This is a genomic window from Pseudomonas donghuensis (assembly GCF_000259195.1).
GTDB lineage: Bacteria > Pseudomonadota > Gammaproteobacteria > Pseudomonadales > Pseudomonadaceae > Aquipseudomonas > Aquipseudomonas donghuensis.
The window spans coordinates 77,988-102,030 of the sequence record NZ_JH650776.1 but is presented as its reverse complement, the minus strand read 5'-3'; the positions used below and the strand labels follow the sequence as shown (position 1 = coordinate 102,030).

26 protein-coding genes are annotated in these 24,043 nt (G+C 65.1%); 11 read left to right on the top strand and 15 right to left on the bottom strand.

The features are described from left to right. Positions 1 to 1,536, bottom strand: a 1,536-nt coding sequence (locus UW3_RS27495; RefSeq protein ID WP_010225683.1) for a DNA polymerase II, incomplete at its 3' end; no start/stop codon positions are given. Between the two features lie 66 nt (positions 1,537 to 1,602). After that, complete coding sequence (locus tag UW3_RS0121980) at positions 1,603 to 2,802, bottom strand: MFS transporter (RefSeq protein WP_026001463.1); 1,200 nt, start codon at positions 2,800 to 2,802, stop codon at positions 1,603 to 1,605. Positions 2,803 to 2,924: 122 nt separating this feature from the next. Between UW3_RS0121980 and UW3_RS0121975 the strand changes: the two genes are divergently transcribed. After that, the gene (locus UW3_RS0121975) at positions 2,925 to 3,830 is read left to right on the top strand and encodes a LysR family transcriptional regulator (protein ID WP_010225680.1); all 906 of its coding nucleotides are present in this window, start codon (positions 2,925 to 2,927) and stop codon (positions 3,828 to 3,830) included. Here UW3_RS0121975 and UW3_RS0121970 read toward each other — a convergent pair. Further along, the gene (locus UW3_RS0121970) at positions 3,827 to 4,726 is read right to left on the bottom strand and encodes a LysR substrate-binding domain-containing protein (protein ID WP_010225678.1); all 900 of its coding nucleotides are present in this window, start codon (positions 4,724 to 4,726) and stop codon (positions 3,827 to 3,829) included. The two genes, UW3_RS0121975 and UW3_RS0121970, sit on opposite strands and share 4 nt — an antisense overlap. A gap of 108 nt (positions 4,727 to 4,834) precedes the next feature. On the opposite strand from UW3_RS0121970, the gene UW3_RS0121965 reads away from it, so the two are divergent. The 6 genes from UW3_RS0121965 to UW3_RS0121940 all read left to right on the top strand — a co-directional run bounded on the left by UW3_RS0121965 (position 4,835) and on the right by UW3_RS0121940 (position 8,658). Further along, positions 4,835 to 5,452: a LysE family translocator gene (locus UW3_RS0121965; RefSeq protein ID WP_010225677.1), complete on the top strand. Its 618-nt coding sequence runs from the start codon at positions 4,835 to 4,837 to the stop codon at positions 5,450 to 5,452. A 125-nt stretch (positions 5,453 to 5,577) separates the two neighbouring features. Further along, positions 5,578 to 6,306 (top strand): hypothetical protein, encoded by a 729-nt coding sequence (locus UW3_RS0121960; protein WP_050990032.1) that lies wholly within the window; start codon positions 5,578 to 5,580, stop codon positions 6,304 to 6,306. Positions 6,307 to 6,404: 98 nt separating this feature from the next. After that, entirely contained in the window at positions 6,405 to 7,103 is a 699-nt protein-coding gene (locus tag UW3_RS0121955) for an AzlC family ABC transporter permease (RefSeq protein ID WP_026001462.1), read from the top strand. Continuing rightward, the gene (locus UW3_RS0121950; RefSeq protein ID WP_010225671.1) at positions 7,100 to 7,423 is read left to right on the top strand and encodes an AzlD domain-containing protein; all 324 of its coding nucleotides are present in this window, start codon (positions 7,100 to 7,102) and stop codon (positions 7,421 to 7,423) included. The genes UW3_RS0121955 and UW3_RS0121950 overlap by 4 nt, the downstream gene beginning before the upstream one ends. Next, positions 7,420 to 8,250: an AraC family transcriptional regulator gene (locus UW3_RS0121945; RefSeq protein ID WP_010225669.1), complete on the top strand. Its 831-nt coding sequence runs from the start codon at positions 7,420 to 7,422 to the stop codon at positions 8,248 to 8,250. The genes UW3_RS0121950 and UW3_RS0121945 overlap by 4 nt, the downstream gene beginning before the upstream one ends. Before the next feature lie 12 nt (positions 8,251 to 8,262). Then, complete coding sequence (locus UW3_RS0121940) at positions 8,263 to 8,658, top strand: hypothetical protein (protein ID WP_010225667.1); 396 nt, start codon at positions 8,263 to 8,265, stop codon at positions 8,656 to 8,658. 38 nt (positions 8,659 to 8,696) lie between these two features. Here the strand turns inward: UW3_RS0121940 and UW3_RS0121935 are convergent, their stop codons facing one another. Together UW3_RS0121935 and UW3_RS0121930 are read right to left on the bottom strand one after the other, a co-directional pair. Further along, on the bottom strand, positions 8,697 to 9,326 hold the full coding sequence (locus UW3_RS0121935; RefSeq protein WP_010225665.1) for a LysE family translocator: 630 nt from the start codon (positions 9,324 to 9,326) through the stop codon (positions 8,697 to 8,699). 97 nt (positions 9,327 to 9,423) lie between these two features. Next, on the bottom strand, positions 9,424 to 10,194 hold the full coding sequence (locus UW3_RS0121930; RefSeq protein ID WP_010225664.1) for an AraC family transcriptional regulator: 771 nt from the start codon (positions 10,192 to 10,194) through the stop codon (positions 9,424 to 9,426). 98 nt (positions 10,195 to 10,292) lie between these two features. Here UW3_RS0121930 and UW3_RS0121925 point away from each other — a divergent pair, with 98 nt between their 5' ends. Continuing rightward, positions 10,293 to 11,423 carry a Bcr/CflA family efflux MFS transporter gene (locus UW3_RS0121925; RefSeq protein WP_010225663.1) on the top strand — a complete coding sequence of 377 codons (1,131 nt, stop codon included), beginning with the start codon at positions 10,293 to 10,295 and terminating at the stop codon, positions 11,421 to 11,423. A gap of 54 nt (positions 11,424 to 11,477) precedes the next feature. Here UW3_RS0121925 and UW3_RS0121920 read toward each other — a convergent pair whose 3' ends face one another. From UW3_RS0121920 to UW3_RS0121900, 5 genes are read right to left on the bottom strand one after another with little or no spacing between them, the layout of a single operon-like run. Beyond that, the gene (locus UW3_RS0121920) at positions 11,478 to 12,233 is read right to left on the bottom strand and encodes an ABC transporter permease (RefSeq protein WP_010225662.1); all 756 of its coding nucleotides are present in this window, start codon (positions 12,231 to 12,233) and stop codon (positions 11,478 to 11,480) included. Beyond that, positions 12,233 to 13,432: an ABC transporter substrate-binding protein gene (locus UW3_RS0121915; protein ID WP_010225661.1), complete on the bottom strand. Its 1,200-nt coding sequence runs from the start codon at positions 13,430 to 13,432 to the stop codon at positions 12,233 to 12,235. Before UW3_RS0121915 ends, UW3_RS0121920 begins: the two co-directional genes overlap by 1 nt. After that, entirely contained in the window at positions 13,398 to 14,246 is an 849-nt protein-coding gene (locus tag UW3_RS0121910) for an ABC transporter ATP-binding protein (RefSeq protein ID WP_010225660.1), read from the bottom strand. The genes UW3_RS0121915 and UW3_RS0121910 overlap by 35 nt, the downstream gene beginning before the upstream one ends. Next, complete coding sequence (locus tag UW3_RS0121905) at positions 14,243 to 15,304, bottom strand: acyl-CoA dehydrogenase family protein (protein WP_010225659.1); 1,062 nt, start codon at positions 15,302 to 15,304, stop codon at positions 14,243 to 14,245. Before UW3_RS0121905 ends, UW3_RS0121910 begins: the two co-directional genes overlap by 4 nt. A gap of 51 nt (positions 15,305 to 15,355) precedes the next feature. Next, positions 15,356 to 15,913, bottom strand: coding sequence for a carboxymuconolactone decarboxylase family protein (locus UW3_RS0121900; protein WP_010225657.1), 558 nt, complete (start codon positions 15,911 to 15,913; stop codon positions 15,356 to 15,358). 106 nt (positions 15,914 to 16,019) lie between these two features. Between UW3_RS0121900 and UW3_RS0121895 the strand changes: the two genes are divergently transcribed. Next, complete coding sequence (locus tag UW3_RS0121895) at positions 16,020 to 16,931, top strand: AraC family transcriptional regulator (RefSeq protein WP_010225655.1); 912 nt, start codon at positions 16,020 to 16,022, stop codon at positions 16,929 to 16,931. Positions 16,932 to 17,071: 140 nt separating this feature from the next. After that, positions 17,072 to 18,697 carry a methyl-accepting chemotaxis protein gene (locus UW3_RS0121890; protein WP_010225653.1) on the top strand — a complete coding sequence of 542 codons (1,626 nt, stop codon included), beginning with the start codon at positions 17,072 to 17,074 and terminating at the stop codon, positions 18,695 to 18,697. A gap of 87 nt (positions 18,698 to 18,784) precedes the next feature. Here the strand turns inward: UW3_RS0121890 and UW3_RS0121880 are convergent, their stop codons facing one another. Then, entirely contained in the window at positions 18,785 to 19,138 is a 354-nt protein-coding gene (locus tag UW3_RS0121880; protein WP_010225651.1) for a DUF1428 domain-containing protein, read from the bottom strand. Between the two features lie 172 nt (positions 19,139 to 19,310). Here UW3_RS0121880 and UW3_RS0121875 point away from each other — a divergent pair, with 172 nt between their 5' ends. Then, positions 19,311 to 20,174: a LysR family transcriptional regulator gene (locus UW3_RS0121875; RefSeq protein WP_010225649.1), complete on the top strand. Its 864-nt coding sequence runs from the start codon at positions 19,311 to 19,313 to the stop codon at positions 20,172 to 20,174. Here the strand turns inward: UW3_RS0121875 and UW3_RS0121870 are convergent. From UW3_RS0121870 to UW3_RS29860, 4 genes are all read right to left on the bottom strand, one after another. Beyond that, positions 20,148 to 21,308 (bottom strand): HPP family protein, encoded by a 1,161-nt coding sequence (locus tag UW3_RS0121870; protein WP_010225648.1) that lies wholly within the window; start codon positions 21,306 to 21,308, stop codon positions 20,148 to 20,150. The genes UW3_RS0121875 and UW3_RS0121870 overlap by 27 nt on opposite strands. A gap of 216 nt (positions 21,309 to 21,524) precedes the next feature. Next, positions 21,525 to 22,784, bottom strand: coding sequence for an MFS transporter (locus tag UW3_RS0121865; RefSeq protein ID WP_010225647.1), 1,260 nt, complete (start codon positions 22,782 to 22,784; stop codon positions 21,525 to 21,527). A 10-nt stretch (positions 22,785 to 22,794) separates the two neighbouring features. Continuing rightward, on the bottom strand, positions 22,795 to 23,481 hold the full coding sequence (locus UW3_RS0121860; protein ID WP_010225646.1) for a hypothetical protein: 687 nt from the start codon (positions 23,479 to 23,481) through the stop codon (positions 22,795 to 22,797). Positions 23,482 to 23,650: 169 nt separating this feature from the next. Then, the coding region (locus tag UW3_RS29860; protein WP_010225645.1) for an AAA-type ATPase lid domain-containing protein at positions 23,651 to 24,043 on the bottom strand (393 nt) is incomplete at its 5' end.

Below are 24,043 nucleotides of genomic sequence, written 5' to 3'. Positions count from 1 at the left end.
AAAGAAGCGCCAGCCACTGGAACCAAGCACACCGTAAAAGGCGTTCATGATGATCTTCAGCGCCTGGGAAAGCGGCGCGTTGTGCTCGCGCTTGGCCGTCTCGCGGCCCTGCCAGACCCGCTCGACAATCGCCGGCAGGCAATGCCGGGTACGGGAAAAGCGCGCACCGCGAAAGCCCGGCACCGAGGTCGCGTCGCCCGGCTCGCGCAGGCCTTCGACCAGCCCTAGCGGGTCGATCAGGAAGGTACGGATGATCGACGGATACAGGCTCTTGTAGTCGAGCACCAGCACTGACTCGTACAAGCCCGGCCGCGAATCCATGACAAAGCCGCCGGGGCTGGCCTCCTCCGGGCGCTCGCCCTGGTTGGGCGCGACGAAGCCCTGGCGGTGCATCAAGGGCATGTACAAATGACAGAACGCCGCCACCGAACCGCCGCTGCGGTCGGCCGGCAAGCCGGTGACCGTGGCGCGCTCCAGGAGGAAGGTCAGCAGCTCGGTCTTGGCAAAGATGCGCGTGACCAGTTCGCAGTCCTTGAGGTTGTAGCGGGCCAGGGCCGGCTTGTCCTCGGCGAACATGCGGTTGATTTCGTCCATGCGCTGGTACGGGGTGTCGATGGCCTTGCCTTCGCCGAGCAGGGTCTGGGCGACGTTCTCCAGGCTGAACGAAGGGAAGCTCCAGGTCGCCGAACGCAGCCCTTCGATACCGTCGATGATCAGGCGCCCGGCGGCCCCGGCAAAAAAATGCGCGCGGCTACCGTGCTCGCGCCAGTCCATTGCTTCACCGCCACGGCCCAGGCGCAACGGCACCTTGAGCTCGGTGGCGTGGTGTTGCAGCACGCGCAGGTCGAACTGCACCAGGTTCCAGCCAATGATCGCGTCGGGGTCGTGCACAGCCAGCCAGTCGTTCAGGCGTTCGAGCAAGCAGGCGCGGCTGTCGCAGTATTCGAGGTCGAAATCCACGCCTTCGGCGTTGCCGTTGGCCGGGCCGAGCATGTACACCTGGCGCTGGCCGCAACCTTCCAGGGCGATGGAGTACAGTTCGCCGCGCTCGGTGGTTTCGATGTCCAGCGACACCAGCTTGAGCGTCGGCCGGTAGTCGGGGGCGGGTTTGAGCTGGGCGTCGAGCAGCACACCGCTGGCATCCGGCGTGCCGCTGAAACTGACCGGCGCGGTGATGAAGCGCTCCATCAGGTAACGCTCCGGCGGGCGCACATCGGCCTCGTAGATTTGCACGCCGGCGGCGCGCAGGCGCTTTTCCAGCTGGATCAACTGGCGGTGCTGGCGGCAGTACAAGCCCAGCACCGGCCGTTGTTCGAAATCGCGCAGGGCCAGCGCGCGCAACTCGACGTCGCGCTCGCCGCGCAGCAGCGCTTCGGCTTGCCCACGCTGCTCGGCGGGAACGAACGCCACCGAGGTCTGCACCGGCAGACGCAAGCGCCGGGGGCCCTGATCGGTGGCCAGCCAGAACTCGACAAGCGTACCCGCCGGGGTATCGCGCCAATGCCGGGTCAGGACAAAGCCCTGCTGTAACTCCACCGCTGCAACCTCGAAAACACCTGTGTATGCGGCGATTCTACCCGTCTGGGCCGGCGCCTGCCGAACTTAGCTCAGCACCCGTGCGCCCGGGGCGAAACCATGACCATGGGCGCGACCGGCAATCAGCAAGGCCACGGCGATCAGTGCCAGCAACACCCAGGGGAAACTGCCCACGCCCCACTGGCTGAGCAGCACGCCGCCGAGCAGGCCGCCTGCGGCAATCGCCGAGTTCCACACCGTGACTATCATCGACTGGGCGACATCGGCGCCCTCCCCGGCAGCGTCGGCGCTGGCGGTTTGCAGCAGGGTCGGCGCGCCGCCGTAGGTCAGGCCCCAGAGCGCAACACTGAGATACACCAGCGGCGCCGACTGGCTGACAAAACCGAGTACCAGGGCCACCATGGCAAAGCCGAACAAACTCAGCAGGACCATGTTGCGCAGGTGCTTGTCGATCAACGCACCCACCACGCCGATACCGGCCAATGCGGCAATACCGAAGGTCAGCAGGACCATGCCGGTACTCGCCGCCAACCCCACCGACGCCAGGTACGGCACGATATAGGTGTACAGCACGTTGTGCGCCAGCACCCACGTGAGGATCACCAGCAACACCGCCAGAACGCCGGGTGTGCGCAGTACCTGAGCGATGCCCGGGCGTTGGCCGGGGGCGTGGCCGTCAAAGTCCGGCACCTTGCACAGCACCCAGGCCACCAGCACCAGGGTCGCAGCCGAGACCAGGGCAAAGGTCATGCGCCAGCCCAGCAGCTCGCCCAGCCAGGTACCGGCCGGCACGCCCAGCGACAAGGCCACCGGCGCGCCGATCATCGCCACCGCCATCGCCCGGCCCTGTTGCTCGGGGCTGACCATGCGCCGCGCATGCCCGGCGATCACGCCCCAGGCCAGGCCAGCGGCGACGCCGGTCATGAAGCGGGCGACCAGCGTCAGCCAGTAGGAACCGGACAAGGCCGTCACCGTGTTGAACAACAGGAAGCCGATAATCGCCAGCAGCAACACCGGCCGCCGGCGCCAGCCCTGGGTCAGGGTCACCAGCGGGATGGCGGTCAGCAGCGAGCCCAGGGCATAGACACTGACCATCTGCCCGGCCATGGCCTCGCTGATGTGCATGCCGCTGGAGATCTGCCCGAGCAGGCCAGCCGGCAGGGTTTCGCTGAGGATGGCGATAAAACCGGTCATTGCCAATGCCAGCAGGCCGCTGACCGGCAAGGGCTGCTCCAGTGCGGCGGGCCCATCCGCCGTGCAACTCATCTGAGTCATGGTGACACTCCTGTAGGAAAGATGGGCGAACCTTAAGCCTGCGGTAACTGCGGAAAAAGACGGGTACAATTCCGCTCATAACGGACACTGATGTCCGCAATCAGGAAATGCAGATGGATAGCCTCAGCGGTTTCGTGGTGTTCGTGCGGGTGGCAGAAACCGGCAGCTTCGTCGGCGCCGCGCAGTCGTTGGGCGTCAGCGCTTCGGCCATTGGCAAGCGCGTGGCGCGCCTGGAGAGCCGCCTGGGGGTGCGCCTGTTTCACCGCAGCACGCGCAGCATCACCCTGACCGCCGAGGGCAGCCTGTTCCTGGAGCGCAGCCGGCGCATCCTCGCCGAGATCGAAGCCACCGAACTTGAACTGTCCCAGGCCAGCGAGGTGCCACGCGGACGCCTGCGTATCAGCCTGCCGCAGGTGACCGCGCTGGTGATGCCGGCCTTGAGCGAGTTCATGGCGCAGTACCCGGCCATCGAACTGGACCTGGATTTCGACGACCGCCTGGTGGATATCATCGGCGAAGGTTTCGATGTGGTCATGCGTGGCGGCACACCCAGCGACTCGCGTTTGAGCGCGCGCTTTCTTGGCCACTTTCATCACGTGCTGGTGGCCTCGCCGGCGTACCTGGCGCGCAATGGCACGCCCGTGCACCCCGATGAACTGGCCCGGCATACCTGCCTGCACTACCGCTTTCCCAGCACTGGCAAGCTCGAGCAATGGCCGTTGCGCCAGGAGCCCGCCGGGCACGAATACGACATCCCGGTGTCGATGGTGTGCAACCACGTCGACACGCGCATCTGCTTTGCCATCCGCGATCGCGGCATCACCTGCATTCCGGATTTCACCGTACGCCAGCAGCTGCAACGCGGTGACCTGGTGACCGTGCTGGATGACTACATGGAGCGGCGCGGCAGCTTCTACCTGCTGTGGCCCTCGGGGCGGCAAGTACCGCCACGGCTGCGGGTGTTCATCGACTTCATGAGCACGCGGCTGCTGCCGGATGCTGGCGCGCCGCAGTATTAGTCATACAAATAGTCCAGCCCCTGGCCAGGCAGTTGCGGTACCTGCTGCTGCAGGAATTGGCCGAGTTTCTGCACCTGGTGCGCCTTGGGGCTGGCCTGCAGCCAGGTCAGGTAATAACCTTCGCCGGTGGCCACCGCCTGGGGGAATGGCGTGACCAGGCGGCCGGCGTCAAGCTCGCCACTGGCCAGCAGCAGGTCGACCACGGCCACACCCAGGCCTTGCTGGGCAGCAGAGATGCCCTGATCCAGGGTGTCGAATACCTGGCCACGTTCCAGGCTGAGCGCGCTGCCCCCTGTCCGATTCAACCAGCGCCGCCAGTCACGCCGGTCCGGCGACGGGTGCAGCAGTTCGCAGCGGGCCAGGTCTGCCGGGTATCCGGGCTGGCACACCGGCACCAGCCACTCGTCAAACAACTTGAGGCTGGCGATGTCAGCGGCGAAGTGACCGTCGCCGAGCAGGATCGCGCAGTCGTAGGGCTCGCTGTAAAAGTCCACCGTGTCGATGTCCATCCAGACGCTGCTCAGTTGCACATTACTGTGCTCATCGCGTTGCTTGAACGCTGCCAGGTGCCTGAGCAACCAGCGCACGGTCAGGGTCGAGGGCGCCTTCAGGCGCAGATGCTGGCGGCCCTGCCTGAGCAGCCCGCAGGCGTTCTCGATGATCTTGAAACCGACCTTGAGTTCCTGGGCCAGCAACCGGCCCGGCTCGGTCAGTGCCACTTTCGGCCCGCGGCGCTCGAACAGCGCGCAGTCGAACAGGCCTTCGAGAGTCTTGATGTGATGGCTGATGGCGCCCTGGGTCAGGGCCAGTTCTTCAGCGGCGCGGGTGAACGAGCCGTAGCGTGCGGCCACCTCGAATGCCCTGAGCGCCTGCAATGCGGGAATACGTTCGGTCATGTCCAGCCAAAGCATGAGTAAAACTAATAGAAAGCCACAGTAACAGGCGTTTTACAACCTTCCCTGGCCTGCCGAGAATTCTGCTCCCCCTGACCGAGAGATCCGCCTGTGAACAGTGCCCTGCTTGCCACCTACGTTCTGACCGTCTTGCTGCTGATCGCCAGCCCCGGCCCGGTGGTGGCGCTGGTGGTCAACACCACCGCCCGCGCCGGGCGCAAGCAGGCGCTGCTGACCGCCCTGGGCACCAACGGCGCTTCGTTGGTGCTGATTGCCCTGGCGGCAGCCCTGATCTTCAGCAGCGCCGCACTCAACCCACTGGTGTTGAGCGCCCTGAGCCTGTTCGGCTGCCTGTTCATCGGTTATCTGGGCCTGAGCGCCCTGGCCGAACTGCGCCAGCCCGCCCTCGCCACGGAGCAGGCCCCGCCCCACCAGGGCGGGCTGTGGCAAGGCTTTGCCATTGGCCTGGCGAACCCCAAGGACATCCTGTTCTTTGTTGCCTTCTTCCCGCAGTTCATCCAGGTCACCGAGCGCTTCAGCCACAGCCTGATGCTGCTGGGGCTGGTCTGGCTGGTGCTCGACCTGGGTATTCTGGGCCTGTACATCCTGGCCATCGGCCGCCTGGCCGAGCGCCTCGACCGGCGCCTGATCAGCGCCATCAGCGCCGTGGTACTGCTGGTCATCGCCGTTGCCGGGCTGGCCTACAACATCCGGCAACTGTTGCCCTGACGGGCTACGCTTTCGGCTGTGGGCCCAGAGCGGTTAGAATGGCGCGCTATAACCCAGGCCAGCCTCAAGCCACACTATGGACAGTCGGATTGAATCCTGAACAGCGCAGTTGTCTCCAAGCCCACATGCATGCCCGTCCGACCCCGAACCTCAGAGGCTCTTCCTTGATCCGCTCGCCCCTTTTGCACGGCCTGCTCGCCGTCGTGCTGCCGACTTCGGCACTGGCCGCCGGCGTGCAGATCGACCCACATGCCGACCTGCTGTACCGCCAGGCCCTGACCTTCCTGGAACAGGCCGAGTCCCAGACCAGCAGCTACACCCTCAAGACCAGCACCACCGACCAGGACCTCGCCCAGCAAGGCCAGGCCCTGGGCCGCACCCTGGCACCGGCGGTGACCCTGCTGAAGAAGGCCGTGGCACTTAACCACCCGGCAGCACAATACCGCCTGGCGCTCTACTACATCACCTATTTGCCGGCAGCCCAGATCCCTGACGCCGCCTGCCCGCTGCTCGAAGGTAGCATGACCCAGGGGTTTGCCCCGGCAGCGCTGGGCATCGAGAACTGGTGCCCGACCTTCAGCCGCAGTGAATACCGCACGGCGCTGGAAAGCGTGCAGAGCACCGCGACCCTCTACGCACCTTACTACCCGCAACCGGCCGTACGCCTGCCGTGCCATCGCGAGCAACCGCAAGGCCTGGCCATGCAGTGGGGCCGTCAGCGCGATTACCAGGCCGAGGTCTACCGCCTGCTGGCCAGCACCGACCCGGCGCAAAGCAGGAGCTACTGGCAAAAAGCGGTGGACATCAACGGCTGCATCCCGGCGCAGCGCCGGCTGGCCAGCAACCTCTACTGAGGGCACTGGCGTCGCCGCCGACAGCAAGATCGTTCAAGTCAGCAGCGCATCGCTCTGGCATGCTGTGCAACCGTGTTCATTGGTTGTTGCTGCCGTCCATGTCCAGTCCGCCGTTCGCCCGCCAGGCCTTTATTCGAGGCGCCATCGCCATCCTGCCGTTGTCCCTTGCCGTGGCCCCCTGGGGGCTGCTGGCAGGCTCCATGGCCATCGAAGCCAACCTCAGCCCCTGGGAAGGCCAGGGCCTGTCGGCCATTGTCTTTGCCGGCGCGGCGCAACTGGTGGCGATCGGCATGCTCAAGGGCGGTGCCAACCTGTTCTCGATCCTGCTCACCACCCTGTTGCTGACCTCCCAGCACTTGCTCTACGGGCTGTCGATGCGCCCGGTGCTGTCGGGCCTGCCGACCCGCTGGCGGCTGGGCCTGGGCTTTCTGCTCACTGACGAGTTTTTCGCCCTCACCAGCCAGTACGACAAACAACAGTTCAACCGCTGGTACGCCCTGGGGGTGGGCCTGACCTTCTACATCGCCTGGAACCTGTTCACCCTGGCCGGGATCATCCTCGGCCAGAACATCCCGCACCTGGACCAACTGGGCCTGGACTTCTCCATCGTCGCCACCTTCGTCGCCCTGATCGCGCCGCTGGTGCGCAACCTGCCCACCGTGGTGTGCGTGGCGGTGTCGTTGTTCTGCTCGGTGTTGTTCAGCTTCTGGCACTGGGACATCGGCCTGGTGGCCGCCGGCCTGCTGGGCATGAGCGCAGGTTTTGTCTGCCAGAAATTCAGTGGAGCACGCGCATGATCTTCGCCCTGATTATCGGCATGGGCCTGTTGGTGTTTCTCAACCGCTATGCCTTTCTGGAACCGCGCCTGCCTTTGCGCCTGAGCTCCAACGCCCGGCAATTTCTCGGCTTTGCCGTGCCGGGCATGCTCACCGCGATCTGCGGGCCGATCGTCTTTCTGCCCGGGCACCAGCTTGACCTGAGCCTGAGCAACCCTTACCTGATCGGTTCGCTGGTGGCGATAGTGCTGGTGCTGTTGACCCGCAGCACCTTGATCAGCATGCTGCTGAGCATGGCCTTCTTTTTTGTCTTTCGCTGGTGGTTGAACGGCAGCCCATGAACCCTGCACCCAAGGAACAGACCCGCTTCTGGCAAGCCTCGGCGCTCGGTGACACCGAGATGCTGCATGCGCGTTATTTTCAGCAGCGCTTCGCCCCCCATGTGCATGAAGGCTACGTGATCACCATCATCGAGTCCGGCGCCCAGCGCTTCTGGCACCGCGGCAGCGAACACCTGGCGCCAGTGGGCAGCATGGTGCTGATCAACCCCGACGAGCTGCACACCGGCGCCAAGGCCAGCGAAGAGGGCTGGCGCTATCGCGGTTTTTACCCCGACAGCGAACGCATCACCGGCGTGCTCGACGAGCTGGAACTCAAGCGCGACGGCCTGCCGCGCTTTGACGCCAGCGTGCTGCATGACCCGCAACTGGCCAAAGCCTTCAGCTGGCTGCACTGCTCGGCCGAACGGGGCGCCAGCGCCCTGGAACAACAAACCGCCTGGCGCGAAGCCGTGCTGTTGCTGGTGCAGCGTCATGCCCGCGCCGGTGCGGCGCGCACGCCCGGCAACGAGCCCTGCGCCGTGGCCCGGGCCAAGGAGTTGATGGACAGCCGCCTGGCCTACCCGCCCTCGCTGGAAGAGCTGGCCACGGCGGTGAATCTCTCGCCCTTTCACTTCGCCCGGGTGTTTCGCCAAGCCACAGGCCTGCCGCCCCATGCCTGGCTCAAGCAACGGCGCCTGAGCCGCGCCCGTGAACTGCTGAAAAGCGATTGCCTGCCGTTCAACGTCGCCTTTGCCCTGGGGTTTTCGGACCAGAGCCATCTGAACCGGCAGTTCAAGCAAGCCTATGGCGTAACCCCGGGCGAGTACCGGCGCGCCTGCACTCATTAACGGACTAAGCCAATGCCCTACCCGCTTGCCTACCGCTGGTTCATTCACAAAGGCCTGACCGACTGGGAACCGTGGTATTTCTGTGATACCCAGGCGTCGCTGCAACAAGCACCTGACCTGACCAGGAACGCCTTCGCCGCCAGGGCCTTTGCCAAGGAAACCGGGGCGGACTTCGAGGTTTACCTGTTCGCCCGCCGCCAGGATCGGGAAGACTTTGCCTTCTTCGTGGTGCGCGACGGGGTGATTGAAGACAAGGTCATCACCGTGCATTTGTCGTTTGCCGACACACTCGAGCTACGCTCGCGGTTGAGCTATGAACACGTGACCCGCAGCTTCAGTGAATGGGTCGCCGAGGTGGCGCTGGCGGATGCGCTTGAGTGGATGAGCGAGGACGACCTGCAGGATTGAATCTGGGGTTGCTCTGCAGCCCATCGCTGGCAAGGCACTCACGCCGGGCGCTGCATCAACACCAAACGCAGCGCCAGCAGTGCCAACACACTGGCCAACAACCGTGGCTGCAATTTGGCCAGGCGCCCCTTGCCACTGAACCAGCGGCTTATCACCCCGCCACACGCCCCCAACAGCACATGAAAGACCAGGGCAATCACGCTCAGCACCAGCCCCAGCAGCAGCAACTGCTGGGCCACCGCGCCTTTGGCCGGCACCACGAACTGCGGCAAGAACACGATAAAAAACAGCAGTGCCTTGGGGTTGAGCAGGCTGTTCAACGTGGCCGCAACCAACACCGCCGCCAGGGATGTCTCGCGCGGCCTATCGGCGTTGCCCGCCTTGCGCGGCTGCAACAGTTTGAAGGCCATCCACAACAGATAGACCGCGCCGCTGAAGCGGATGATGTCGAAGGACGGCGGCCAGGCGGCGACCAGCGCGGTAACACCGGTGGCGGTCAGTACGGTGAGCACCAGGTCCGCCAGGCTGATGCCCAGCGCCGCCGCCAGCCCGCCGCGCCAGCCCATGGACAGCCCATGGCTGATGACAAAGGCCATGTTCGGCCCCGGCGACAGCAGCAACAGGGTCACCGCCCCGGAAAAAATCACCAGCGTTTGCATATCGAGCATCGCACACCCTCCTGGCTGAGCTACTGGAATTGACAGTAACGGATCTCGAGCCCGGGAAAGCGCTACAGCGTCGCGAATTTATTGCGTAACAGTTGCCTCAGCAGCAATACGCCCGCGGCGTGCTGCCGGTCATGCTTTTAAAGAAGGCAATGAACGCACTGTCGCTGGCAAAGCCCAGTTCCAGCGCCACCTGGCTCAGCGGCTGATGGATCGCCAACTGCTCCACCGCGCGCACCAGCCGCCACTGCTGGCGCCATTGCTGATAGGACATGCCGGTGTCACGGCGGATCAGGCGGCCGATGGTTTTCTCGCTGGCGCCCACCGTGCGGGCCAGTTCCTGCAGCAGCGGTGGCAACTGCTCAAGGTTCTCGACCAGGCTGGCCAGGCGTCGATCCCTGGGCAGCGGCAAGCGCATCGGCTGCTGATCGGCGGCCTGCAGTTCGGCGATGCACAGGCCGGCCAGGTGCGCGGCGGCGCCTTGGCTCCAGTCGGTCTCGAACGGCGCCTGGGCAATGCGTTCGAGCAATTCGCGCAGCAGCGGATTGACGTCGAGGATCACCACTTCAGCGGGCAAATGCGGCCAGTGCCGGGGGTCCAGGTACACCGAGCGATAATCGACGGTCGCCCGCATCCGCGCCCGATGGGCTATGCCGGCGGGAATCCATGCCGCGCGGGTCGGTGGCAGCAGACAGAGCAGATCCGGCGCCAGGGCGTCGATGCGCACGCAGCCCTGGCGGGTGAACAGCACCTGTCCCATGCGATGCTGATGGATGCCGGAGTCGTGATCGCCCAAGGCTGAGCAAATGCCGACGATGGGCGTGCCAAAGCTCTGCGGGTCGAATGTGGCGGTGGGTTCTAGCCAGGCCATGCAGGTTGTCCGATTTTCACTATTTTTAGACCAGACCGCGACAATACACCCCTCGCCCGCCACCTACCATGAGCGCCCTTACCGACGGGACGCTGCTGATGACCCAACCTACCTGGCTGACCCTGGCCACGGCCCTGCTGATGTTCCCGCAGATCGCCGAAACCCTTTACAGCCCCGCCCTGGTGGATATCGGCCAGGGCTTTGGGGTGACGCCTGCGCAGGCGGGGCAAACCCTGTCGCTGTATTTCGCCGCCTTTGCCGTCGGCGTGTTGGTGTGGGGCCGCCTGTGCGACCTCTGGGGCCGGCGCCCGGCATTGCTCGCCGGCTTGCTGCTGTACAGCCTGGCGTCGCTGGCGGCCTTGCTGGTCACAAACTTCACCGGCCTGCTTGGCGCGCGCGTCGTCGCCGCCTTCGCCGCAGCGGTCGGTTCGGTGGTGACGCAAACCGCGCTGCGGGACGTGCATGGCGGTGCGCAACTGGCCCGGGTGTTTTCCCTGATCGGCATATTCCTGGCCATCAGCCCGGCGATTGGTGTGCTCAGTGGATCGCTGCTGACCGAGGCCTTTGGCTACCGTGGCGTGCTGACCGCGCAGTTGCTGATGGCCCTGGCGTTATTGCTGTGGAGTTGGCAACTGATGCCGGAAACCCGCCCGCAATCGCCCAACCACGCCAGCCTGATCAGCACCTTGCGGCGCATGCTCGGTGATCGGCGGGTGCTACTGGCGACGCTGTTGGTGGCATTGTTCAATATCGGCGTGTTCAGTTGGTACAGCCTGGCGCCGTTCATTTTCCAGCGTTTGCAGTTGCAAAGCCTGTTTGGCTACAGCGGCGTGTTGCTGGCGCTGGGCTCGCTGCTCGGCGCGCGCCTCAATGCACGATTGCTGGCGCGGGGTGTCAGCCAGGCAACCCTGCTCAACCTGGCCTGCGCGGTGAACCTGCTGGCGGCTCTGGCGATACTGTTGCTCGGCGAGCACTGGCTGATCGCCGTGGCCATGGCCTTCATGCTCGGCGCCTTTGCCATGGCGATCCCATTGCTGCTGGGCTCGGCACTGGTCGAGTATGGCGATTGCCGGGGGACGGCGGGGGCGTTGTTCGGGTTGATGTATTACGGGTTGATTGGCGCGGGCTTGAATCTGGCGGGTGAGTGGCAGGCGTTGGGGGTTACCCTGGTGTGGTGTGCAGCGCTTATCAGTATTACGGCATGGGGTTATGGGCGGCGGAGTCTATGAGAGCAGCGCGGGGCGAGCCCGCTCCTACAGGGTGGGAGCGAGCTTGCCCCGCGATCAGGCATGTACCCAGCGCCGATGCAGCCCGCGGGCCAGGGCATCGAGCATAAAGCCCAGCACGCCGATCAGCAGCACCATCGCCATCAGCTCCGAATAGGCCAGCCGATCGCGGGTATCGAGGATGAAGTAGCCAAGCCCGGCACTCACCCCAAGCATCTCGCACGGCACCAGCACGATCCACAAGATACCAATGGCCAGGCGCACGCCGGTGAGCACATGGCCAAGCACGCCGGGGATGATCACCTTGCACAGGGTCTCCCAGCGCGTCGCGCTCAGGCTGCGGCTCAACTGCAGCCAGCGCGGATCGAGTTGACGCACACCCGCAGCGGTGTTGAGCAGAATCGGCCACAGTGCGGCGAAGGCCAGCAGGAAGTAGATCGGCTGATCGCCCACCCCCATCAGCATCACCACCACCGGCATCCACGACAGTGGCGAGATCATCCGCAAGAACTGAAACGCCGGGGTGGTCGCCGCCTCCAGGTGACGATAGCTACCCACCAGCAAGCCCAGCGGCACGCCGATCAGCAAGGCCAGCAGCAAGCCGATAAGGATGCGCTTGAGGCTGACCCAGATATGCTCGTACACCTCGCCCTGGCCCAGCAGCTCGATCAGGCTGCCGAGGGTGGCCTGGGGCGAAAAACGCGCCGACAGGCCATCGGCCTCGCCAAACACATGCACGCCCAGCCACCACAGCAACAACAAGCCGAGCAGGCCGGCAACGCCCAGGGCGCCATGGATTGCATGCCTGCCCATCAGATCGAAAACTCCTCGCTACGCTCGAAGCTCTCCGGCAAGCCGAAAGCCTTGAGCCCGCCGACCGCAGCGATGCTGTTGCGCACGAAGCGGTCGTCGACCAGGTCACGGGCGGTCTGTTGCGGGTCGAGTCCGGCAAGAAAACCCTTGTCGCCTTCGATCAAAGTGTTCTGCAGGCGGCGTACCAGTTCTTCGGTGTAGCTGGGGAACGGATAGGGCTGAAAATCGATGCGCTTCTCGTCCCACTGCGCATGCTGGATCGCACCGCTGGCGATGTAGGCGTCGCGGGCCGCGGCCGCCGGCGCCAGCACCTGGCTGAGCACCTGCGGGGTGTGCGGGGTGTATTTGTTCGGCCCGCTCTTGGACAGCAGCGCGGCGGCTTCGGCGCGGTGGTCGCGGGTCCACAGCTGGGCCTTGACGATGGCATTGACCACCTTCTGCGACCACTCTGGGCGGTTGTTCAGGTCATGCTCGTGCATGAACACCACGCAGCAGGCATGGTTGCGCCAGATGTCGCCGGTAAAGCGCTGCACGCGGCCAACCTTGAGGTCTTCGGCCAGGGCGTTGAACGGCTCGGCGACGATGTAGCCGGCAATGCGCTTGCTGGCCAGGGCCGGCGGCATGTCCGACGGTGGCAGCACCACCAGGTTGACCTCATTGGCCGCCAACTGGGCAGTCGCGGCCTTGGACACCGGGGTCAGGCCATGGTCGCGGAACAACTGCTGCACCACCACGTTGTGGATCGAGTACCAGAACGGAATCGCCACGGTTTGCCCGCCCAGTTGCTTGACCTCGGTAATCCCCGGGGCCACGGTCAGGCCCGAGCCGCCAACGTGGTTCCAGGCCACCACCTTGGCCGGCACCTTGCTGCCGTAGCGCGCCCATACCGTCATCGGCGAGAGCAGGTGAATGACGTTGACCTGCCCGGAAATGAACGCCTCGATCACCTGCGCCCAACTGCGCAGCAGCACCGGCCGCTCGGCCTTGATGCCCTCGGCTTCGAACAGGCCATTGTTGTGCGCCACCAGCAACGGCGTGGCGTCGGTGATCGGCAGGTAGCCGATGCGCACCGGTGCATCCGGGTCGCTGGCCGCACGCGCCTGCAGGCTATTGAGCAGTGGCATGGCGCCACCGGCGGTCAGCAGGGCACTGAGTTTGATGAAGTCACGACGAGTGTGGGTGAAGTCGTCCAGGCACATGGGCAGTCTCCGACGGCAGCGGCATAGGTTGAGAATCAGGTTCGGGTGTGCGGCTGGCCCGCCGAAGGGTTTTGAGTATGTCGATGCGCAGCGCGCCCAGTTCCTCGACCCGCTGCTCGCGGGGCTGCGGCAGGTCGATGAGCCATTGGCCGAGGGTGCGCGCCGGGTGGTTGCCCAGTAGCAGCACGCGATCGGACAACAGCAGGGCTTCGTCGATATCGTGGGTAATGAGGATGGCCGCAGTGTTGTGCCGGGCAATCAGTTGCAGCAGCAGTTGCTGCATGTCGGCGCGGGTCACTTCATCCAGCGCGCCGAAGGGTTCGTCGAGCAACAGCACTTGCGGCTGGCGTGCCAGGCAGCGGGCCAGCGCGGTACGCTGGGCCATGCCGCCGGAGAGCTGCGCCGGGTACTGCTCGCGAGCGTGCTGCAGGCCGACCGCCTCGATGGCATGGTCGATACGCGCACGCCGTTCGCTGGCGGCAAGCTTGGGCTGGCGGGCGAAATCCAGGCCGAAGGCGACATTGCTTTCCAGGCTCAGCCAGGGCAGCAGGCTGGGGTCCTGGAAGGCCACCGCCAGGCGCGGGTGCGGGCCCTGCAACGGCTCGCCGAGCAGGCTGACGCTGCCGGCGCGTGCCTGCTGCAAACCGGCCAGCACCCGCAACAGGCTGGATTTTCCGACACCACTGGGGCCGAGGATGGTGATCACCTCGCCCGGCGCCAGTTGCAGGTCGAAATTTTCCAGCACGCTTTGCCAGCCGTGCTCACGCGGGTAGCCAAGGCTGATACCGCGGGCGTCGAGCAACACCTCGGTCATGCTGCCGACGCCTGGCGTTGCAGCTCGGCGCGCAGTTGCACCAGGCTTGGAGTAACGATTGGCACGAACGCCGACTCGCGCCAGCGGCGGGCGAACCCAGCGCCGTAAGCGGTGAGATAAGCCTTGCCGCCGCTGGCCTGCAACTCAAGCTGCACGGCATCGGCTGCGGTTTCGGCGAGGGTGATGCGCAGCTTGAACAAGGCCGCCGGCTGGGCCAGAAAACGCCCGTCGAGCAGGCCCTTTTTCAGTTCGGTCACGGTGTTTTCCAGACGCTCGCGCAGTACCTGCAGCGCCTCGCCAAGGAACGAGCGCATGCCTTGCAGATGCGCCTCCACCTCACTCAATGAACGGCGCGCCAGGCCGATGGCCATGCCGCATTGCAGGCCCAGGAACGACGGACGCACCGCAGGCAGAAACTGCTTGGCGTTTTCGTGCAGCAGCCAGTCGCGGCTGACCGGCACCTGCTCGAAACTCAAGGCGGCGGTGTTGCTCGACTGCAGGCCCAGCAGTTGCAGGTCGTCGGAGCGGGTCAGCCCGACAGCAGTGTCGGGAATGGCCAGGACGAATGGCGAGGCGCCCTCCTCTTCAATGGCCGCCGCCACCACGAAGCCCCCCTTGCGCAGGTTGGTCACCCAATGCAGGCGCCCGGCCAGGGTCCAGCCCTGGTCGTCACGCAGGCCCTTGACCTGCAGCGCTTCGATACCCGAGAGGTACTTCATGGCGTTGGAGAGCCCGGTGGCGCCGGCCAGTTTGCCACTGAGCAGGTCGGCCAACAGGCGCTCGCGCAGCCCGGCGTTGGGGCTGTGCAGCAGGTATTCGACAAAGGCGCGCTGGCCCCAGAAGACGAAGGCCGCCGCCAGGGAATGGCTGGCGACATTGGCAAGCGTCTCTACCGCGTCGGCGACCGTGCCGCCGCTACCGCCCAGAGCCTGGTCGATGCCGACGCGCAGCACCTGCGCCGCCGCCAGTTGCCCCAGTACCGCCTGCGGGTCGCCATGGCCCTGGTCGAGGGCTTCGGCCTGGGCATCCAGCCACGTGACCAATGCGGGATCGAGCATAGCGTTTACTCCTTTAAAAATGCGCCAGCCTGCGCCGGCGCCGAGGGTTCGTTATGCCGAAGGCTGCCAGCGGTACTTGCTCAGCTCGTCATTGAGCGGGGTTTGGGCGAACACATTAGCAAAGTTGCACAGGGTTGCCAGGCTTACACCGAGGATCACCTCCAGGGCATTGCCTTCGCTATAACCCGCTTCGCGCAACGCTCCGTAGCCGGCCTCGCTGACATTGCCGCGGGTGGCGATGACTTCGCGGGTGAACGCCGCCAGGGCTTCGAGCTTCTCTTGCGGCAGCTCGCTCTTGGCGCGCAGGGCATCGACCACCTCTTGCGGCAGCTTGGCCTTGTTCAGCGCCACGGCGGTGTGGCCGGCCACGCAGAAGTCGCAGCCGTGGTGGGTGGCGGCCACCAGTTGCACCACTTCACGCTCGGCCAGGCTCAGCTCGGCCTTGCCGTTAAGTGCAGACACAGTGACGTAGGTTTCCAGCGCCGCCGGGGCATTGGCCAGCACGCCGAGCAGGTTGGGGATGAAGCCCGAGGCCTTCTGGGCGTTCTCCAGGTAAGGACGGGCAGCCTCTGGGGCGCTTTGCAGTGTATGGACAGTGACGCGCGACATGGAGTGGACTCCTGCATACTAGGGGTGTGCCACAAGTCTGTTGGTTATAAGAATTACCTGCCATATTCTGCAGTCGCTATTACTTGCTCCTGAGTCTTTTCATTAGATGATTTCGTCCAGCCCGGTAGTCGATTGGTTATTAGAAAGCCTTGAGCTAGACGCCAGCCTGTTCCATGTCGGGCGTTATTGCGGCGCTTGGCACGCCAGCACCCACGGCCTGGCGCGGGCCAGTTTCCACCTGGTCGTCCAGGGCCATTGCTGGCTGCATATCGACGGCCAGGCCGAGGCCATGCGCCTGCAAGCCGGCGATGCAGTGTTCCTGCTGCGCGACTTCAACTATCGGCTGTCCAATGCCCAGGACTGCGAGCTGGCCCAGCAGCAACCGCGCCAGGTCATGCAAGCGCTGGACAGCGCAGCCACTGACGGCGTGGGCCTGGTGTGCGGGTTCTTTCATTTTCAGCCGGGCCTGTCGTCGCTGGTCATCGACAGCCTGGACGACTGGATCATCCTGCGTGCCGGCGACCCGGCATCCACGGCCGCACGTGCACTGTTCGAACTGATCCTGGCCGAGTGCCAACGGCTGCCCGCGCCCTCCTCGGCGCTGCTCGAACGCCTGAGCCATCTGCTGTTTTTGTATGTGCTGCGCCAACGCGTCAGCGACGACCAGGGCATCAGCGGCCTGGTGGCCCTGGCACGTCACGCCAACTTTGCCAGCCTGCTCGAGCAACTGATCGAACACCCCGACCAGCCCTGGTCGCTGGAAAGCATGGCAGCCTGCACGGGGCTGTCGCGCTCGGCGTTCTTCAAGCGCTTCAGCGAACTGGCCGGGCAATCGCCGGGGCAAGTGTTGCTGGCCCTGCGCATGCGCCATGCCTGCCAGCTGCTCAAAGCCAGCAACACCGTCGAGCAGGTGTGCGCGGCGGTGGGGTATCAGTCGATTGCCGCCTTTACCCGTGCCTTCAGCAAGGCCGTCGGCTTGCAGCCGGGGGCGTATCGGCGCCAGCATGAAGGCCGCTGAGGCAAACAGCGTGCGGTAATCGAACACAAGCAGGCCTTACCCCCTCAAGTCCACCAGCAACCACTCCGATAGCAGACCCACCCACCGCCGTTACAGCGGCAACGCGTGGGGCTGATAACAACTAAAGGAGTACTGCCCGCATGTTCGCCGACCTGAAAATCCGCACCGGTATGTTCTGGGTGCTGTCGCTGCTCAGCCTGACCTTGCTGTTTTCCACCGTCAGCGCCTGGCGCGCGGCGGTGGGTAGCGACCAGCAGATCAGCGAACTGGACCAGACCGCGCACCAGTCGGACCGCCTGAACAACGCCCTGCTGATGGCGATCCGCGCCAGCGCCAACGTGTCCTCGGGCTTTATCGAACAGACCGGCGGCCACAGCGAGAGTGCCAACAAACGCCTGAAGCTCTCGGAAGAACTGCTGGGCAACAGCGCGCAGTTGATCAATGAGTTGGTCAGCAACGCCCAAGAACCGACGCTCAAATCCCTGACCGTGGCGCTGCAAAGCACCTTTGGCGAATACGCCAAGGCGGTGGCCGGGCAGCGTGAAGCCACCCGCCAGAACGACCTGCAGCAGTACTTCAACGTCAACACCGACGCTGGCAACGCCATGGGCCGCCTGCAGGCGCTGCGCCAACAACTGGTGGCGGCGCTGAACGAGCGCAGCCAGCAGATCATGCTCGAATCCGACCGGCGCCTGAGCAGCGCCCAGGTGCTGAGCGTGGCGCTGGGGCTGCTGACCTTGCTGCTCGCCGCCCTGTGCTGGAGCTTTATCGCCCAGCGTGTACTGCGTCCGCTACGAGAGGCCGGCCAGCACTTCCAGCGTATTGCCAATGGCGATTTGAGCGTGCCGGTGACGGTGCACAGCAGCAACGAGATCGGCCAGCTGTTCAGCGAACTGCAGCGTATGCAGCACAGCCAGCGCGACACCCTGGGGCAGATCACCGGCTGTGCCAGGCAACTGGCCGAGGCTGCCGGTGCACTCAATGGCATTACCGAACAGAGCTCGCACAGCCTGCGCCAGCAAGACCAGGAGCTGGAACAGGCCGCCACCGCCGTCACCGAAATGACCACGGCCGTGGAGGAAGTCGCGCGCAACGCCGTGTCCACCTCGCAAGCGGCCAGCGCCTCCAACGAACTGGCCGAACAAAGCCGCCGCCAGGTCAGCGACAACCTCGACGGCACTCAGGCCATGGCCCGAGAGGTGCAGACCAGCAGCGCGCACCTGGAGCAACTGGCCGGGCAGATTCGCGACATCGGCCAGGTGCTGGAAGTGATTCGCTCGGTGTCCGAACAAACCAACCTGCTGGCGCTCAATGCCGCCATCGAAGCGGCCCGTGCCGGGGAAGCCGGGCGCGGCTTTGCCGTGGTCGCCGACGAAGTGCGCACCCTCGCCTACCGCACGCAGCAATCGACCCAGGAAATCGAGCAGATGATTGGCCGCGTGCAGCACGGTACCGAAGCGGCAGTGACGTCGATGCAGGCCAGCACCCAGCGGGCGCAGTCGACCTTGGGTATTACCCAGGCCTCAGGGCTGGTACTGGAAGGGATCTACAGCGCCATTGGCGAGATCAACGAGCGCAACCTGGTGATTGCCAGCGCCGCCGAGGAACAGGCGCAAGTGGCGCGCGAGGTGGATCGCAATTTGCTGAACATCCGCGAACTGTCGACCCGCTCGGCGACCGGGGCGCAACAGACCAGCGAAGCCAGCCAGGCGTTGGCGGGGCTGGCCGGGCAACTGACGGCACTGGTGGCACGCTTCAAGGTTTAAGCAATAAGCGCCCACAGGGTCGGCATACACAGATCCCTGTGGGAGCCGGCCTTGCCGGCGATGGGCTGCAACGCAGCCCCAACGCTCTCAGACATCCACAAGAATCCTGAATCCACCAAAAATCACCCGCTTACCATCAAACGGCATCGGGTTCTGCTCAGGCTGCAAGCGCGGGTCCTGCATCATCTTCTGCATCCCCGCATCGCGCACTTCGCGTGACGGCCACAGGACCCAGGAAAACACCACCGTCTCGTCGTCCTTGAGTTTCACGGCCATGGGGAACGAGGTGAGCTTGCCCTCGGGAACATCATCGCCCCAGCACTCGATCACCTTCAGCGCACCGCATTCCTTGAACACCACGGCGGCCTCTTCGGCGTGTTTTTTGAAGGCTTCGCGGTTGGCGGTGGGCACTGCGAGGACAAAACCGTCGACATAGGACATGGGCTGAACTCCTGCATGAGTGGGGTACAGGGTGGTCGATCAGGCAGGCGCGCAATCGACAGGCCTATCGCCTGAGGCGACCAAAGGTCATCGATCTGCACCACCTCTTCCCCTGCCCCATTGCGGTGCAAAGCCACTACAATAGCCCACCGCAAAAACAGGCTGCCCCCCAATGGATATCGAGCTGGCCCGCACCTTCCTTGAAATCGTTCGCAGCGGCAGCCTGGTGTCCGCCGCCGAACGCCTGCACGTCACCCAGACGGCTATCACCGCCCGGGTACAAAAGCTCGAACAGCAACTGGCCTGCCAGCTGTTCATCCGCAGCCGCAGCGGCGCCAGCCTCACCGCCGACGGCGAAGCCTTCGTGGTTTACGCCAATCAGCTGGTGCAAACCTGGGAGGCCGCACGCCGCGACCTGCCCTTGCCCGAGGGCTGCCACCAGGTGCTGCACATCGGCGGCGAAGTCAGCCTGGGCAACCCGCTGGTGCTCGGCTGGGTCAGCGCCCTGCACCGGGAAATGCCCGGCCACGCCATTCGCAGCGAAGTCAGCGACGGCGAGTCCTTGCTGCACAAAGTGGAAATGGGCGTGCTCGACGCCGTGCTGGTCTACCAGCCCACCTACGGCCCGGGCCTGCAGGTGGAACAGCTGATGGAAGAAAAACTGATCCGCATCCGCCGCAAAGACCAGCCCGAACCTTACGTATACATCGACTGGGGCCAGGCCTTCCGCCGCCGCCACGACGCCGCCCTGCCCGAATGCGCGCGCCCGGCGCTGAGCTTCAACCTCGGGCCGCTGGCGCTGCAGTACATCCTCGAACACGGTGGCAGCGGCTACTTCCGTACCCGCGTGGTGCAGGCGTACCTGGACAGCGGCGTATTCGAACGTGTGCCGCAAGCGCCGGAGTTCACCTACCCCACCTACCTGGTGTATGCCCGCGAGCGCGACAGCGAGGCGTTGCAGCAGGCGTTCAGGGTGCTGCGCGAAGTGGTGGCCGGTGAGAGTGACTGGTCACAGCGCTGGGATCCTGTGATCTGAGCGCGTCGCTTCACTGAGCAACTGGCGCTTGAGCCCGGCAATCAAATCGGTCTGGGTGATCACCCCCACCAGCGCATCCCCTTGCATCACCGGCAAGCAATGCAGCCCCTGCTCACTGAGCAACGGAATCAGCGCCACCGCGGGCTCGTCACTGCGCACGGTAATCACCGGCCGGCTCATGATCTGCTCCAGCAGCACCTGAGGCCTGCGCCCAAACAACCCGCGCCAGCTGAAACGCCCCTCGGCCATGGCCGGCCCGACCAGGTCGCTCAAGCTGACAATCCCCACCAAACGCCGCGCCTCATCCAGTACCGGCAAGGTGTGCAAGTGGTGGCTCGACAACAACTGCCAGGCCTGCTGCAGGGTGGTCTGCGGGGTCGCCAACTGCACATCCCGCGACATCACCGAGGCGGCGGTAATGCCACCGAGGCTGCGCTTGAGCGCGTGTTGCTCGGTGGCCATGATGATGCGTTCGAGCTCATCGCGGGTGACGTCGACAAACTCGCCGAGCTCTTCCAGCGCCTGGTCGAGGTCCTCGCCACTGACCCCGACCCGCTCACCCGGCAACACATCGGCGGTGTGGTGCAGGTCTTTGCGCGGCGTGGCGGTTTTCGGGTAGCGCACGCCGGTCAGGCGGTTGTAGATCACCGCCACGGCCACCAGTACCAGGGCATTGAGCATGATCGGCTCGAACACCTGGTCGCCCATTGCCGCCAGTGATGAGTCCGCCAGCACCACGCTCACCGCCACCCCGCCCCCCGGCGGGTGCAGGCAGCGCAGCAGGCACATCAGCAAAATCGCCACGCCAAGGGCCAGTGCCGCGACCCACAAGGCCGAGCCAAAACAGTGATGCAACACCAGCCCCACCGCCGTCGCGCAGGCATAACTGCCAACAAAGGGCCAGGGCTGCGCCAGCGCGCCGGAGTGCACGGCAAACAGCAGCACCGCCGAGGCCGCCAACGGCCCGAGCAAGTGCAGCGCCACCGTCGGGCCAAAGGCCAGGCTACAGGCGAAACCAGCAAGAAACAGACCGAGCAGCGCGCCGACGCCTGCGCGTAGCCATTCTTTCGGGGGGATGTTCAGAGGGGCCGGCAGCAGCCGGCTGAACCAGTTGTTCAGACCGCGGGTAGACATGGGTAAATCGGGCACCTGGGCAGTAAAAAAAGCCCGGCCAACGTGGCTGGGCTGAGTATTGCGAGGGGCAATACCAATGGGCTCCGTCCGTGGAGATGGAATTTTTTGAGTGTTGCGTCGGGGGGATTTTGCCGGGGTTGCGGTGAGGGGTGGTAATTCAAAAAAGTGAGGGGTGGGTGCAGTTTTTTTGAGGGATGGGCAGCGACAGGCCGGTGTCTACCGATCCGCGCCGGTACCTTGGCCAAGTCGGCGAGCAGGTTGGGTGACGATGCCAACGTGATAGGTGAGTAGTCCGCTTGCGGCCACGATGCCCAGCGCGACGAAGGCTGCGCTATAGCCGAAACCATGCGCGATCCAACCGGCGAGTGCGTGACTCATGGCCGCGCCTACCCCTTGGATTGCCATCACGGCACCAAGCCCTGCATTGACGTGTCCAGTGCCGCGCAGGATGCAAGCGACAAGCCCGGGCAAGGCGACACCCAGCAGGCCCGCCCCGATTCCGTCAAGGGCCTGTACCGGAAGCAGCGCCCATGGGGACGCCCAGAAACCGGCGATCAGCCCTCGCAAGGGTAAAGCCAACAGGGCGGTAATGATCAGTAGCCGATACCCGTGCCGAGAGGCATACCATCCAGCCCAAAGCGCCACAGGAACCATCACCAGCTGCGCGACGATGACGGTCGATGCCGTGAACACGCTGGGGTCCGCCAGCCCGCGCGTGACGTTCGACTGCGCAAACAAGGGCAGCATCGCGGCATTGCCCAGGTGGAACAGCAGCATCGTGATCGCGAGCAGGCCCAGCTCGCGCGAGTCCGTCAAAATCCGCAGCATGGAAGGCGCAGGACCGCCACCTTGCGCAGGCTGGTTGCAAGTGAGGTCTGCACCACGGGCCCGCTCATGATTGATGTCCTGCGGATGGATCTTGCACAAGCAAGCAAGCGCCGCGCACGCCATCAGGGCCATCAACACGAATACGGCTGACAGCCCCCAGCGGTAGCCTGCCAGCCCGGCCAATGCAGCCGCGACCACGTTGCCGGCATGGTTCCAGGCCTCGTTGATGCCAAGCTGCCGAGACAGGTCCCTCTGATCCACGATGCCCAAGGTAATACCCATGATGCCGGCGCCCATCAACGCCCCCACGGCACCGGTCACCAGCTGAGAGGCGACCACGACGCCGAACGACGCTGCCGTCCATAGCGCCGCCGTGGCGAGCATGAGCATGACGGTGGCACTTGCCAGTAGAAGTCGCTTGTAGCGCGAAGCGTCGATCCAGGCTCCCATCGGCGTGGTCGTCAGCATGCCTGCGACGCCGCCGATGGCCATCACGTAGCCGATGTCATCGGCCCGCCAGCCTTGACTGGCCAGAAGCACACCGAGGAAGGGCCCCAGGCCGTCACGGACATCGGCCAGGAAGAAGTTCAGGCCGGACAGCCAGCTCCGCGAGCCGGCGTGCGTCGGGGTTATGGAAGGCGTTGCCATCGTCACATCCTTACTGCGCACGGTCGTAAAGCGGCTCCAGGGTGGACAGCGAGGTGCCCATGCTGACGGCTTCCAACGCGGTGCCAAACACATTGCGCGTGCCCAGCCCGGATGCCGCGAACGGCGCCCCCGTCTGCACCGACAGGCGCAGGCTTTCTGGCGGGAAACGAACGATGCTGCCATCGCTGAGGATGACGCCGTTGGCCTCGCCCCGCGGACCGGTGAGCACGGCCTCCACCTGGCCTTCCACCTGCTGGGGCTGCAGGCGCTGGGCGCGCAGATGGGGTGGCAGGACTCGGCCTTCGCCGACCGGCGGCGGCTGGTCGTACACGGTGCGCCCGCTGGCGGTGTGGACGATGGCGTCGGCCTTGACCGTGCCCCGCGCTTGCGCCCGTCCGATGATGCGCACGGCGTCCCCCACCTGGACCGCCGCAGTGAGCGCATCGGCCATGTGCGGCGCGAACTTGACAATGGTTCCGTCGCTCAGGCGCAGGCCGTCGACCTCACCGTAGGGATTGATGAGCATCCGCTGGACCTGACCTTCCACCACGTACTGGCCCATCAGGCCAGGGGCGGCCATGCCTTGATGCGATGTCGCAGGCAGATGAGCGGCTGGGTCGGGCGCCATGGCCTGTGCGCTGAGGCTGCACAGGCCGAATACCAGCGCAGCAGACGTGGCGATGAAATACCTAGACATTGGAGAAGCTCCTTGGCTTGGGAAACAACACCCAACCTGTAGTGCAAGCACCATGCCTAACAATATTTACAACAAATTCAACTGCTTACATAAATAACGAGCCATGCGCCGTCCGATCCCGTGACGCCCGGGTGTCACAGAATCGGACACCGGCTGGCCTGCGCAGGGGTCAGTCCAGCCCAAACTCGGCCAGCTTGCGGTAGAGCTGTTGGCGAGACAGACCGAGACGCCGCGCCGCCTCCGCGCGGTTACCGGCCGTCGCAGCCAGGGCTCGCACAATCATCTCGCGCTCCAGGTGGGCAACGGCTTGTGCCATAGGTCCCTCCCAGTCGATGTCCAGGCCCGGGGTGGGCGCCGCCGCTGCCTGCAAGCCGATGTGTTCGACATCGATGACCGCGCCGTGGCTGAGGATGGCCGCGCGTTCCATGGCGTTGCGCAGTTCGCGCACGTTGCCGGGCCAGGGGTGGGCCAGCAGCAGCCGGGCGGCCGCTGCACTCAAGCGCTTGGGCGAGTCGCCGCCCAACAGGCGTAGAAAGTGCTCGGCCAGCAGCAGCACGTCGCC

Coding starts and splice junctions, on each gene's coding strand:
- UW3_RS0121875 (WP_010225649.1), top strand. CDS start 19,311: ATGGATATCGAGCTGGCCCGCACCTTCCTTGAAATCGTTCGCAGCGGC.
- UW3_RS0121945 (WP_010225669.1), top strand. CDS start 7,420: ATGAACCCTGCACCCAAGGAACAGACCCGCTTCTGGCAAGCCTCGGCG.
- UW3_RS0121950 (WP_010225671.1), top strand. CDS start 7,100: ATGATCTTCGCCCTGATTATCGGCATGGGCCTGTTGGTGTTTCTCAAC.
- UW3_RS0121900 (WP_010225657.1), bottom strand. CDS start 15,913: ATGTCGCGCGTCACTGTCCATACACTGCAAAGCGCCCCAGAGGCTGCC.
- UW3_RS0121865 (WP_010225647.1), bottom strand. CDS start 22,784: ATGGCAACGCCTTCCATAACCCCGACGCACGCCGGCTCGCGGAGCTGG.
- UW3_RS0121970 (WP_010225678.1), bottom strand. CDS start 4,726: ATGACCGAACGTATTCCCGCATTGCAGGCGCTCAGGGCATTCGAGGTG.
- UW3_RS0121905 (WP_010225659.1), bottom strand. CDS start 15,304: ATGCTCGATCCCGCATTGGTCACGTGGCTGGATGCCCAGGCCGAAGCC.
- UW3_RS0121870 (WP_010225648.1), bottom strand. CDS start 21,308: ATGTCTACCCGCGGTCTGAACAACTGGTTCAGCCGGCTGCTGCCGGCC.
- UW3_RS0121960 (WP_050990032.1), top strand. CDS start 5,578: ATGCATGCCCGTCCGACCCCGAACCTCAGAGGCTCTTCCTTGATCCGC.
- UW3_RS0121955 (WP_026001462.1), top strand. CDS start 6,405: ATGTCCAGTCCGCCGTTCGCCCGCCAGGCCTTTATTCGAGGCGCCATC.
- UW3_RS0121925 (WP_010225663.1), top strand. CDS start 10,293: ATGACCCAACCTACCTGGCTGACCCTGGCCACGGCCCTGCTGATGTTC.
- UW3_RS0121980 (WP_026001463.1), bottom strand. CDS start 2,802: ATGAGTTGCACGGCGGATGGGCCCGCCGCACTGGAGCAGCCCTTGCCG.
- UW3_RS0121930 (WP_010225664.1), bottom strand. CDS start 10,194: ATGGCCTGGCTAGAACCCACCGCCACATTCGACCCGCAGAGCTTTGGC.
- UW3_RS0121880 (WP_010225651.1), bottom strand. CDS start 19,138: ATGTCCTATGTCGACGGTTTTGTCCTCGCAGTGCCCACCGCCAACCGC.
- UW3_RS0121935 (WP_010225665.1), bottom strand. CDS start 9,326: ATGCTCGATATGCAAACGCTGGTGATTTTTTCCGGGGCGGTGACCCTG.
- UW3_RS0121890 (WP_010225653.1), top strand. CDS start 17,072: ATGTTCGCCGACCTGAAAATCCGCACCGGTATGTTCTGGGTGCTGTCG.
- UW3_RS0121920 (WP_010225662.1), bottom strand. CDS start 12,233: ATGGGCAGGCATGCAATCCATGGCGCCCTGGGCGTTGCCGGCCTGCTC.
- UW3_RS0121895 (WP_010225655.1), top strand. CDS start 16,020: ATGATTTCGTCCAGCCCGGTAGTCGATTGGTTATTAGAAAGCCTTGAG.
- UW3_RS0121975 (WP_010225680.1), top strand. CDS start 2,925: ATGGATAGCCTCAGCGGTTTCGTGGTGTTCGTGCGGGTGGCAGAAACC.
- UW3_RS0121915 (WP_010225661.1), bottom strand. CDS start 13,432: ATGTGCCTGGACGACTTCACCCACACTCGTCGTGACTTCATCAAACTC.
- UW3_RS0121860 (WP_010225646.1), bottom strand. CDS start 23,481: ATGTCTAGGTATTTCATCGCCACGTCTGCTGCGCTGGTATTCGGCCTG.
- UW3_RS0121940 (WP_010225667.1), top strand. CDS start 8,263: ATGCCCTACCCGCTTGCCTACCGCTGGTTCATTCACAAAGGCCTGACC.
- UW3_RS0121910 (WP_010225660.1), bottom strand. CDS start 14,246: ATGACCGAGGTGTTGCTCGACGCCCGCGGTATCAGCCTTGGCTACCCG.